We start from the raw sequence: 11,172 nt of genomic DNA, 5'->3' as shown, positions 1-11,172 counted from the left end.
CGGCGTAGCATGCGCTAGAATGACGGCATTCTAGGTGATTCTCGGCTCCTCGGGCAGCCTGCGGCTACCCTCGAAAACCGAGCTCTACACCAACATTCGGGACACTACCCGTGTTAATTGCTGCTGTTGTTGACGGCACGCTTCTGAGGGGTGCTCAATCGCTGTTCGAATCGGCCGTTAGACGTGCTGGACGTGTTCGTTGATCCGAGTGGCCGCACTGCGGTCCCCGTCCTTTTTGCCGTGTCGAGGGCGTTTTGGTTTATAATCCTCATGCTGTCGCTGCTGGGCTAATACGGAGAATGTGATGTGGACTAGTTTCTTTCTAGCTTGTTTATTGTTTGGGGTCATACTCTACGTGCCCGGTATCTTGGTTTTAGGGCCGTTTTTCCGAAGCAATGGTATGGGTCTTTTCCCAGTATTGGCTGCTGCTCCCATTGTGACACTGTTTCCGCTCGCCGTATTGAGCGAGCTATTCGGTTATATGGGCATTCCGATGAACGCCTGGGTTGTTGTGCTGTTTGCAGTCTGTTTGTGTTTTGCTGGTCTTTTGGTGGGAAGTCGAAGAGCTGGTCGTTCTGCGTTGACGACTGAAGAGGTAAAGAAAGATATTAGCGTTGTGGTGGCGTATGTCGCCATCGGATGTGTTGTCGCCGGCGTGATTTACGTTAAGTCTATGGACGGCCCAGCTTCCATCTTCCCGGAATTTGACAATGCATCGCACCTTGCATTGGTTCGCGTATTTGCAGATTCGGGGAAGTGGTCGTCGCTTCAGTCGTCTCCGTACTTGCCTTCCGAGCTCGGTATATTGACAAGCGCAGGATCGACGGGGTTCTACCCCTCCCTCTGGCATGCCTGCTGCGCGTTTCTAGTGGATTTTCTTTCCGTTTCAGTTCCTGTTGCAATCAATGCGGTCAATGCCGTTGCCGTCTCTGTGGTGTTCCCCCTTTCGCTGTTGGGCTTCATGTCTTCATTCGCGTCCGATCGACGAGTGCTTTTCGCTGGCGCGATTACGTCGAGCTGTTTTATCGCGTTCCCTTGGCATTTAATGGTCTACGGTCCTGTGTATCCCAATCTGTTTGGAGATATCGTTTTACCTGCTGTAATGATGCTTTTTGTGATGCTTGCATCATTTGAGATTGAAGCTGGGGAGAAGCGGGGGTTGCTCCTGCTGTTCTTGGCGGGCTCATTCGCGCTTGCGCTGATGCATCCAAATACCATCTTCGCGGCAATGGCGATATTGGCGCCCTTGTTTGCTTCTCGGTGTTCAAAGTTCATTTCCGATAGGTTCGCACATGGGAAGGCCGCCATTCGCGTTGCAGTGGGTTTGCTTTGCTTCGCGATTGTTGCCCTAGTTTGGCTCTTCTGTTTTCACCTTCCCGCGTTTGCAGTACAAGTGAATTATCACTGGACACCAGAGACCGACCTGTTGGGTGCGGTTCAAAATGCCCTTACGCTCAAATTGGTGACATGGTCTCCGTCTCAACCCCTGCTTTCGGTGCTCGTGTTGGTGGGACTTCTATCGGTAGTTGCAAAGAGGCGTTCGCGTTGGCTTCTGGTGTCGTATGCAATAACGCTTATCATGTTCGTCGTTGTAGACTGCGCTCCCTCGGAGAGTCTTATTCGACATCTTTTTACGGGGTTCTGGTATAACGATATACCTCGTATTGCGAGTGTGTTCGTGATGGTTCTAATTCCTATAGCGGCTTTTGGTCTCGTTACCTTTGCGGACGGGCTTGCTGCGGGCGTCTGTTCTTTGTTTGGGCGTGTTGGATGGAGAATACCATCAGATAGGCTTTCTGCGATTGGGTGTTGCTTTTTCGGCCTGCTGATCCTTTCTCCATTTCAGCTGTTTTCCGGTTGGGGTCCAACTCCTGTGCGTTTAATGATTGATAGGTATGTTGAAAGTTATTCTTTTGATAAGGTTGGTTATTACACTCACGACGAGCGCGATTTTGTGAATGAATGCCTTGAGCTTGTGGGGGACGACGCAATTGTATATAACTGCCCCTTTGACGGCTCGTGCTTCAGTTACGGTGAAGTTGGCTTGCGTACGGCTATCAGGACGTTATGGGGTACGGGTGCTGAGTCCGAGCTGTCTACCATGAAAGTGCTTCGTGAGGGGCTTGATGAAGTTTCGTACAATGTAGACGTCCAATCAGCCGTTAAAGCTACTGGCATAGAGTATGTTTTGATGCTTGATCAAGGTAACGAAGCGATGGATGAAAGTATTACCCCTTGGGGGTATCATGAAGATCAGTGGGTTGGCTTTAACTCGATTGATGACGACACGCCTGGTTTTACTCTTGTCCTGCGCAATGGTGACATGGCGCTTTACAAAATTGACTCGCAATACCTGTAATGGAGGAATTGAATGGTCCCTAAGCAGACGAACAGCCCAGCAGTTTCCCTTGTTGTACCTTGTTATAACGTTGAGAAGTACATTTCTGAGTGTCTTGACAGCGCCGTCAATCAAACCTTGCAGGATATTGAGATCATCTGTGTTAACGATGGTTCGACGGACGGCACGCTTGCTATTCTGGAGTCGTATGCGGCATCTGACTCTCGTGTGAAAATAATATCAAAGCCCAATGGCGGTTACGGCGAAACGATGAATCGTGGTATCGATGCCGCACTCGGCGAGTATGTCGGTTTTCTTGAGTCTGATGACTACATTGCCCTTGACACTCTTGAAGTTCTGTACCGTACTGCCAAGGACCTGGGTGACCTTGATTTCGTTAAGTCCGATTTCTATCGTTTCCTTACGCTGCCCAATGGTGAGAAGGAAATCTGGCGCGATGATATTGATGCCACTGGTGAGTATTACGGGAAGGTTTTGAATCCCCAGGACGATTGCCGGCTGTTCGATCTCCAGATGATGACCTGGACTGGAATTTATCGTAAGGATTTCCTTGACGCTCATTCAATTCGACATCATGAAAGCCCCGGGGCCTCATATCAGGACAATGGTTTCTGGTTTCAAACGTTTGCCTGGGGCGAGCGTATTTCCGTTGTTCACAAACCTTTCTACTATTATCGTCAAGACAATGAGAACTCTTCGATCAACCAAAATAACAAGGTGTATGCCATGTTCGAGGAGTACGGATGGATACAGAATAAGCTATCTCGCCGTTTTGATGAGAAGCCCGAGCTTCTTGGAATCTTTCACTACAAGAAGACTCACAATCTAAATTTTATTATGTGGTTGTTGGCTCCGAGGTTCCGTTCGGAGTTTCTCGAGCGATACGCTCAGGAGTATAGGGCTGCAGAAGCTGCTCATGAGATTAACTGGGAGCTTTTCTGGCCTCATGAGGAAAAGGATCTGCGTCTCATTATGAGCGATCCAGGGGCCTTTGAGAAGGAGATGGAAAAGAGGGAGCAGGAGTCTGCGTTCCTTGCTTCTGCAAAAGAAAAAGGATTGCTCGCATTGCTATTTGCGCACATCAAGATCGACGGGCCGATGCCTACGTTGAAGATGGCGGTAAAGAAAATCTTTGGCTAGGTGAGGTCTCATATGGCACGGATGACGGTAATTGTTCCTGTTTACAACGTTGAGTCGCTGCTTCCCTTGTGTCTCGATTCAATCCGTAAGCAGTCTCTTGGTGATATTGAGATTGTGTGCGTTAACGATGGCTCCACCGATCGATCGGGTGCTATTTTGGAGCTTTTTGCAGAAATTGACCCAAGAATAATTGTTGTCAATCAGGAAAACCGTGGTGTTTCTGCTGCGCGTAACGCGGGTATCAAAATAGCCTCTTCACCTTATTTGTGCTTTGTGGATGCGGATGACTGTCTGTCGCGTAAAGCCTGTGAGGTCCTGTCACATACTTTGGATTCGTTTGAAGCCGACGTGGTTAAGTGTTCGGCGCGGGTTGCACCGGAGCTTCGCGAGACGCCGTGGCTTAAAAAGACCCTTAGCTTGGAGTCGGAAGTGTTCGAGGGCTTCTCCAAAGAAGTGATTTTCAAAAAGCCCTCGCGTCCATTCCCCTGGAACGGTGCCTATCGTACGGCATTTCTTAAGGATAATGGTATAGTTTTTCCAGAAGGGCTAGCACTTGGCGAGGATCAGGTGTTCTCGTTCTCCACGCTTGCCCGATCGGCAAAGACTGTTTTGATTTCTGATTGTCTGTACGAGTATCTCGTGGAGCGAGACGATTCCGCGATGAGTTCGTTTGGAAAGAACCACATCAAGAAGCTTGAGAGTCACGAGAGAGTTGTGTCTGAGATACTTCGTGACTGGTCGGCTGGGGGCTATATCGAGAAGGCATATGAGGAATTGCTTAGTTTCATTAATGACTTTCACCTCATTCAGCTCTGTACAATGCCTCAGTGTGAGGATAAAAATCGGTTGCTGGGTTCGTTTAAGTGCGTGCTGCGCGAGCATTTTGATGCTGAAGAAGTTGCCAAGAAAGTGCAAAATAAATATCTGTCTTCAGCAATTTGCGATTTGCTGCAATTTGATGGCAATCTGAGCACATTCGACTCCTCGCGCGTTTGGGATCTTTACGCAGGTTCGTTTGGCCGGGAGGCGGCGAAGGCTGCCCGCAGGGCTGCCAACAGAAGTCGTTTCAACAAGAAAGTGAAAGCTATTTTCAAAAAAGTATGGCCCCTTCCGGCAAACTCCATGGTGAGATATCTGGACTACGAGAGGGAATGCGCTGGTTTTCTGCAGCGTAGCCAGATGGCTATGAGTCTTGCTGAGCTTGAAAAACTGATGAAGTAAAACGTAGCGCTCTCGTACTGGTCTCCTGTGAACAAGCGGTCCATCAACGAAGGCGCTTTCTTTGCGTTGCCGAAGGAAAGGTGCGATGAGAATGCAGTCCGAGGTTATTTTGTTTGCTGACCCCAAGTTGGGAGTTGCGTCTCCATCATGGCGCTTGAGATGTTGCCTTGAGGCTGACGGAGTGGCTGTATTTTGGTTCACGCCTTCTACACATCCCTGGCTCTTTGAGAACGGTCGAGTCATCACCAACAAATGTGGCACTTTTCTTGGCCTGCATCGTGATGCTGCCCTCGTGACGTGCGATGGAATCCTGCTGTCAGAGCTCGAATCTGTCAGGTCCGCGGTGTTTGATTTTGACGACAGCGCTCCTGAGGGCTTCGTTCTTCGTCGTCGCGAGGGCGGCGGGGATGTTGTTGTTGGTTGCTTTAGCCCCGAGCCTGACGACATGCTTATTAGGTCGGTTGTTGCCAACGGCCAGATTCCAGTTGCTGATTATGTGATGATTGGGGATTATTCTGAGGCCGCAGCTTCGATTGCCTGTCAAATTGAGGAGCTTGGTTTTTTGGTTGCCGCAATTGGAGAAGGTTGGCCAGATCGTTTTTTAATTGCGGGCTGTCAGGGCGCTGCTTTTTACTGCCTTTCTCGTGCTGCAGGAGTGATTCTTGTTGGGGATGATTTGTCGGCGACGGATTTGTTCTGTGTCAACCTGAACGAGAAGTTGTCTCATGGCATGTCTTTTAGGTATCAAGTTGACTTTGAAGCCGACAGGAAAAGTAATAGTTCTGGGCCTCTTGCTTCGGTAGAAGGTTTGACACCGCTACAAGATAAGGGTGAGCCGAATCCTCCTGCATTCTATTCTGACGCTCTAAAGGAAAAGCTACTTTCCGCGGCGAATGACGGATCTGGAACAAAAGCCTCCGACTCCCGATACGTTGTTCTTCTTGGATATGTCGGTGCTGCAAACTTTGGCGACGAGTTGATTTTGTCTTCAGTGGGGAAAGCCATTTCAAGCAGGCTTCCCCATGGAAACCTGCTTGCTGTGTCGGAGAATCCGGAGCATACGTTTTGCGAGAGGGGGGTATACCCCCTTTCGCTCTCGGATAAAGTCGAGCTCAATCACTATCTTCGCAGGGCGAGTCTGTCTCTCGTTGTCGCCGGACTTCTTTTCGACCAGGGTGTTCGCTGGACTTGTGGCAAGAATGAGTTGTTTTCAAGTGTAATTCACTCGGATTTTCCGGGTATTGTGGCGTTTAATGCGATGTCCTTTATGAATAGTGTGCACACGGACTATTACGGAATTGGTGCTGGACCGTTGGTGCTTCGGGATGGTCATGCCTTGTTGAGGATGGCTTCTCGTTTGGACGCGTCGTTTTTTACTCGCGATGCAAATACCTATAATTTGCTGGAAACTGCTGGTGTGGAGAAATCGCTTTTATCTTTGTATGCTGATGCGGCTTTTGCCATCAAGCCTATGTTGTCCGAAGGGGAGAGGCCCTTCGGTGTGAGGCGCTTTATCGATGAGGTGGCTGGGCCCTACGTTTTCGTTTCCCTTCGCGAGTACGATGATGTTCCATCTTGTTTTGCCGAAAGGGTTGCCCATGCGTTGGACGCTCTTTTGGGGGAAGACGAAGAGATTTCGGTCGTGTTTGGATTGCTCGACCCGTGCGACTCCGAAATAACAAATGTCGTTATAGCCAATATGAGAAACTCTTCCCGTTGCCATGTTTTTTCCAGCTCCGACGACCTTGATTCGTTGCGTTGGCTGATGGAAAACGCAGAGTGTGGTGTTGCTATGCGCTACCACTGTGCCTTGCTCATGAGCAGAGCTGGTTGCCCATGTGTGGGCTTGGGTTATCTCCCGAAGGTCGAGGCATTGTATTCGCAATTGGGCTTGGCAGACCGTCTCTGTTTGCCAGTTAGCACGGAGGAAGAGGCCTTGAAGTCGGCAGTTATCGATGTATTTCGAAATAAGGTCGAGATCGTTGATGCCTCGAGGGCTGCGATAGACTCGCTTGTTTCGTTGGCAACCGAGGCTGAGGCTAGGATGCTATCTGACGCGATGGCTGGTCAGACGATATCCGAGGGCTCTCTTGTTCCCGAAGAGGTGTACTACTTCGACAAGACCGGAACAGATAGATACATCGACCAGCTCTTGGAAGAAAAGAGACGTGCAGAATTCTCTGAGCGCAAGGCTGTCGCGCGGCTTAGCGACCAGTTGGAGAGAAATGAATTCGCTTTGAAGAAGCTTGAAGATGATTTCAGACGCTCGGCGTCTTGGAGAATAGGGAGAGTTATTACGTATGTCCCCCGTCTGTTAAAGAGGATTCTGCTGCGGTAGTATTAGGCATACATTCGCCTGTTGTTTAAGGGAGCTGTCGTGTTAACAATACATACGTGTGCGATTGCTTCCATTCTTCTGGTAGTTGTGCTTGCTCCTGTAGAGGTCGGCGCGCCCGAGAGCGTTCCGTTCGACGGGAACTCGTCGGGACCCTTCCAGAGGGGTGACACCGTGACGCTGCCCTTCGACGTCGAGTCCGGTTGGTACTACGTTTCGGGGTGGCTCGACAGCGCCAACTCGACCGACGACTAGCACGACATCGCACTCCTTTCTCCCGATGGGGAACAAGTCGAATTGATTTCCGGCGACATCAATGCGCCGGCGGGTGGGAACGTTTACACCGCCCACAGCAAGAATGCCTTTCACATCGGATCTGGCGGCAGGTACTACCTCCAGATCCGGACCTGGGAGACCGGTGGTTCCAATTCTTTCGTGCGATTCGACAAGTGTTTGAAATCCCTTTGCCCGTCTTGCTATTCCCTACAAACCCGGTCATGGTATTGACGTGTCGAGTTGGCAAAAAAAACAATCGACTGGGTCAAGGTAAAGAATAAGGCTGGGGTAAAGTTTGCAATCATTCGTGCGATCGTGAGGGATAACGAGACTGATGATTATTGGGTGAGGAACGCGCGTGAGTGCGAGAGGCTCGGAATTCCCTACGGCGCCTTTATCTATTCGTATGCTACCACCGTTACGGAAGCCGAGTCAGAAGTTGACTATATGCTTAGCTTGCTTGAAGGTCGGTCTCCCTCTTTGCCTATTTATATCGACATTGAGGATAACTCAACGCTCGGGTCTGATTACGTTGCCATTGCAAGAGCATTCTGTAAAAAGATTGAGGCCACCGGCTATGATGCGGGCGTATATGCCAGTTTGAACTGGTGGCGAAATTACCTAGATAATCCTGTGCTGTCTTAGTGGAGTCGATGGGTAGCTCAGTATTACAGCGAATGCACTTATCAAGGTTCGTTCGACTATTGGCAATACTCATCGAGTGAGTCGATTAGTGGAATAGAAACTGGAGGCGTTGATGTAAACCGAGAGGTTGTGGGCTCATATTTTGCTGACCCCTACTCCGTCAATGCGTACATTGGGTTGGATTTGAAGCTAAATCCCGATGACTATCGCTCTGCTCAGGGATCGTCGGTGTCACTGGTCGCTACTGCTGGATCTATTTATGCCGAGTCCGACGGGTCCATTGTCGTATCCGCTGATAGTCGGGCGTTAAAACTAGCTTCAATAAGTGCTGTTTCTGCAGATAGAAATGGCTATACGACCGGGCAGACCTTTCTTAGCGTATTCGAGGATGGTTCTGATACGGGGCGTGATGTGGTTGTGTCACTTTATATTTACGCGGCGGAGTACCCCGACGTCAGTCGCGGTGATTGGTTTGCAGCGGGCGATGACGCTCGTTTTGACTACGTGATCGACAAGGGAATAGTCCGGGGGTACTCCAACAACGGATGTTTTGGGCCGTATGATTATCTACTCGCGGTCAGCTTGCTACAATTCTGTGGCGCATGTCTGGGGAGTCCGATGTTGCTGCGCTGGTTGATTTCGATGACGTCGACTATGGACGGTATTATGGGTCGATCGGGGAGAGACCGGTAATTCTCTGCCGTGGTACCATCAGCTACTGCGTGCGTTTTGGGAAAGGTCATTTATGGTGAGTGCATTGATATCGTCAGATTGTGAAAATACATCTAGTCCGAGTTCTATGGGGGGTCCTGCTCGCCGCCAGGTGAAATGGGACTTGTTGCGTTCTCTCGCGATGTTGGGCGTCGTGGTCGTCCACTCAGGATCGCTGTTAAATCCCATCATGGGTATCAACGTTGGTGGAATACTAAGTCGCCTGGCTCTTATCTGCGATCCGGTGTTCTTCGCTCTTTCAGGATACTTTGGTATTCGGGAAATGCGTTGTACCTATGGGTCTTATTGCATGCGAAAGATATCGAGCGTGGTTCTCCCCCTCGTTGTCTACTCGATGGTGCTCTATTTGTATCAAGGAACGGGGACGGATGATTACAACATTTCCGGATACATCCGATTCTTTTCTGATCAGCTTTCGCCTTGGTGGTTCATTCCGTGCTTGCTACCCTTCCTTGCGATTGCGCCTTTTCTGTTCGTTCTATTTGACGGGCTCACCGATCGGCAAGTTCGATTGGTGGCTGGTGCGGCGGTCTTGATGTCGGGTGCAGGCGCTCTTCTTTGCCTTCTTTCTTGGTTATTTAGGGTGTCGGGGCATGAAACCTTAGAGATTGTTGTGGGTTTGGCTCAACGCTTCATTCCCGTGAGCTTGTTTTCCTACTTGGGATACCTGGTGTATTTTTGCATGGGTTATTTTCTTCGTCGATTGCTCATACTGATGAGTGCTTCGGAAAAGAGAATCGTCATCGGGTTTGGGCTCGCAGCGTGGGCGTTGGATGCCTATTTTGCATATGAAGGTATAGACCTTATCGATCCGAGTTATTTTTGGCTCTTGGGAACTGCTGCAATCTTTTTCATCTTCGACCGGGTACAAATCGAATCAAGGGGCGTCTCTGCTGCTGTTGAGTGGGCTGCGCGGCGCTCTTACTCGATTTATCTGCTTCAATATACGACTATTTCGATTTCAACAGAGCTCATTTACGAGGTGCTGCTCCATGGTTGCGTCGGATCGCTGTTTGCCCCCGTTAGATTGGGATTCTGGATTCTTCTTGTTTTCATTGCTTGGATTATTTCGCTTGCTGTAGCGTCGTTGATTGATTGCACGGCGTTAAAACTGATTCAAGCTGGCTTTATGAAGATTGCTAAAAGGGCAGGGAGTGGCTGGCGCGTTGCATGATGGCTGTTATGCGGCGTTATTTCCTCCCGTTTGTAGCGTGGTTTATCACGATGGCTATTGCCTCGTTGTTTGATTGCGCAGCGGTAAAGGTCACACAGGCAATCCTCGTAAGGCTGGCGAAGATGAGGATGGCTTGCAGGTTGATGATCTCGATAAACGCGCTCTGCTCGTTGGGGAACTGCTGGGCCAGCAGGCGAAGGCACTTGAATGTCTGCTCGGAACACTCGGTAGTGGTCATGTCTTGTTCCGTAAATTCGGTAGGTAAAACCTATACCAAGCAACCCTACGAGTTAGAACCACCTCTTGCACGTCTTAAAGCCACTCGTGATCCAATCACCCCAACACCTTCATAGCGCCCACTGCGAGCAACATATCTTTAACCCTTTACCCGTGTGCACGGCTACGCCCTCCGCTTTAATACCATGCCTTTGAGAATTGCGCCAATGAAGCCAGGCCTTTGTTGTTCGTATGGTTTGCTGCCTAGTAGTAATTGCACGACTATGAGCTCGCCTAGGTGGTCTTTGTCCATGGCATACGGGTTCTCGGACAAAATGCACATGACGGCATTCTTTCTCACTTTAAACGAGCCTCGCGATCGGGGGTGCGGACGTTTTTCTGTGCCTCAGGCAACAGGTCCGAGCCTTGTGTACGCGTGGCTGGACACCGGCACCATGGAGTCGCTCCACGAGGCCGTGGAGTTCGTTCGCGCCGTCGAGCACTCCCAGGACCTGCCGGTTTCTGTGCCCGAGGAGATCGCCTGGGAGAACGGCTGGATCGACATGGCGCGGCTGGAGGAGGCGGCCGTGGCCTACGGCAAGTCGGTCTACGGGCAGCACCTCAAGAAGGTCGCCGCTGGCGAGATCGTCAACAGCCCGCGCGAGTACTAATCGATTCAATTGGAGATACAGATATGTTTGAAGAGCTCTTCGAGCCCAAGAACATCATAATCACCGGCGGCTGCGGCTTCATCGGGTCCAACTTCGTGCACTTCGTGGTCAAGAACCACCCCGAGGTGCACGTCACCGTCCTGGACAAGCTGACCTACGCCGGCAACCGCGAGAACATCGCGGGCCTGCCCGCTGGCCGCGTGGAGCTCGTGGTGGGCGACATCTGCGACGCCGAGCTGCTGGACCGCCTCGTGCCCGGCCACGACTCCATCGTCCACTACGCCGCCGAGAACCACAACGACAACTCCATCGACGATCCCACGCCCTTCCTGTGCACCAACGTGGAGGGTACCTTCTGCCTGCTGCAGGCCGCGCGAAAGTTCGGCGTGCGCTACCACCACGT

10 protein-coding genes and 1 pseudogene are annotated in these 11,172 nt (G+C 50.7%); 10 read left to right on the top strand and 1 reads right to left on the bottom strand.

All coding sequences use genetic code 11. From position 1 onward, the window contains the following. The first annotated feature begins 304 nt into the window (after positions 1–304). The 8 genes from ACTNA2_RS08715 (at position 305) to ACTNA2_RS08680 (ending at position 9,882) form a co-directional block, all read left to right on the top strand. Complete coding sequence (locus tag ACTNA2_RS08715) at positions 305–2,359, top strand: DUF6541 family protein (protein ID WP_441049302.1); 2,055 nt, start codon at positions 305–307, stop codon at positions 2,357–2,359. A 12-nt stretch (positions 2,360–2,371) separates the two neighbouring features. Continuing rightward, positions 2,372–3,499, top strand: a complete 1,128-nt coding sequence (locus tag ACTNA2_RS08710; protein WP_441049300.1) for a glycosyltransferase family 2 protein — start codon at positions 2,372–2,374, stop codon at positions 3,497–3,499. Positions 3,500–3,511: 12 nt separating this feature from the next. Continuing rightward, the gene (locus ACTNA2_RS08705; RefSeq protein WP_441049298.1) at positions 3,512–4,720 is read left to right on the top strand and encodes a glycosyltransferase family 2 protein; all 1,209 of its coding nucleotides are present in this window, start codon (positions 3,512–3,514) and stop codon (positions 4,718–4,720) included. A 91-nt stretch (positions 4,721–4,811) separates the two neighbouring features. Next, positions 4,812–7,058 carry a polysaccharide pyruvyl transferase family protein gene (locus ACTNA2_RS08700; RefSeq protein ID WP_441049296.1) on the top strand — a complete coding sequence of 749 codons (2,247 nt, stop codon included), beginning with the start codon at positions 4,812–4,814 and terminating at the stop codon, positions 7,056–7,058. Between the two features lie 39 nt (positions 7,059–7,097). After that, complete coding sequence (locus tag ACTNA2_RS08695) at positions 7,098–7,310, top strand: hypothetical protein (RefSeq protein ID WP_441049294.1); 213 nt, start codon at positions 7,098–7,100, stop codon at positions 7,308–7,310. Positions 7,311–7,571: 261 nt separating this feature from the next. Beyond that, positions 7,572–7,976: a GH25 family lysozyme gene (locus ACTNA2_RS08690; RefSeq protein WP_441049292.1), complete on the top strand. Its 405-nt coding sequence runs from the start codon at positions 7,572–7,574 to the stop codon at positions 7,974–7,976. 228 nt (positions 7,977–8,204) lie between these two features. Beyond that, positions 8,205–8,669, top strand: a complete 465-nt coding sequence (locus ACTNA2_RS08685) for a hypothetical protein (RefSeq protein ID WP_441049290.1) — start codon at positions 8,205–8,207, stop codon at positions 8,667–8,669. Between the two features lie 52 nt (positions 8,670–8,721). Continuing rightward, positions 8,722–9,882 carry an acyltransferase gene (locus ACTNA2_RS08680; protein ID WP_441049288.1) on the top strand — a complete coding sequence of 387 codons (1,161 nt, stop codon included), beginning with the start codon at positions 8,722–8,724 and terminating at the stop codon, positions 9,880–9,882. A gap of 16 nt (positions 9,883–9,898) precedes the next feature. On the opposite strand, the gene ACTNA2_RS08675 is transcribed toward ACTNA2_RS08680, so the two are convergent. After that, a complete protein-coding gene (locus tag ACTNA2_RS08675; protein ID WP_441049286.1) occupies positions 9,899–10,120 on the bottom strand; it encodes a hypothetical protein in 222 nt (73 codons plus the stop codon). 409 nt (positions 10,121–10,529) lie between these two features. Here ACTNA2_RS08675 and ACTNA2_RS08670 point away from each other — a divergent pair. Both ACTNA2_RS08670 and ACTNA2_RS08665 read left to right on the top strand, forming a co-directional pair. Next, a pseudogene (locus tag ACTNA2_RS08670) lies at positions 10,530–10,769 on the top strand (glucose-1-phosphate thymidylyltransferase); the annotation flags it as partial. 23 nt (positions 10,770–10,792) lie between these two features. Continuing rightward, positions 10,793–11,172: GDP-mannose 4,6-dehydratase (locus tag ACTNA2_RS08665; RefSeq protein ID WP_441049284.1), on the top strand; the 380-nt coding region annotated here is incomplete at its 3' end.

The organism is Collinsella sp. HCP28S3_E9 (assembly GCF_052065455.1).
Classification (GTDB): Bacteria; Actinomycetota; Coriobacteriia; order Coriobacteriales; family Coriobacteriaceae; genus Collinsella.
This window is presented reverse-complemented; position numbering and strand designations above follow the sequence as displayed.

Coding starts and splice junctions, on each gene's coding strand:
- ACTNA2_RS08710 (WP_441049300.1), top strand. CDS start 2,372: ATGGTCCCTAAGCAGACGAACAGCCCAGCAGTTTCCCTTGTTGTACCT.
- ACTNA2_RS08715 (WP_441049302.1), top strand. CDS start 305: ATGTGGACTAGTTTCTTTCTAGCTTGTTTATTGTTTGGGGTCATACTC.
- ACTNA2_RS08705 (WP_441049298.1), top strand. CDS start 3,512: ATGGCACGGATGACGGTAATTGTTCCTGTTTACAACGTTGAGTCGCTG.
- ACTNA2_RS08700 (WP_441049296.1), top strand. CDS start 4,812: ATGCAGTCCGAGGTTATTTTGTTTGCTGACCCCAAGTTGGGAGTTGCG.
- ACTNA2_RS08675 (WP_441049286.1), bottom strand. CDS start 10,120: ATGACCACTACCGAGTGTTCCGAGCAGACATTCAAGTGCCTTCGCCTG.
- ACTNA2_RS08680 (WP_441049288.1), top strand. CDS start 8,722: ATGGTGAGTGCATTGATATCGTCAGATTGTGAAAATACATCTAGTCCG.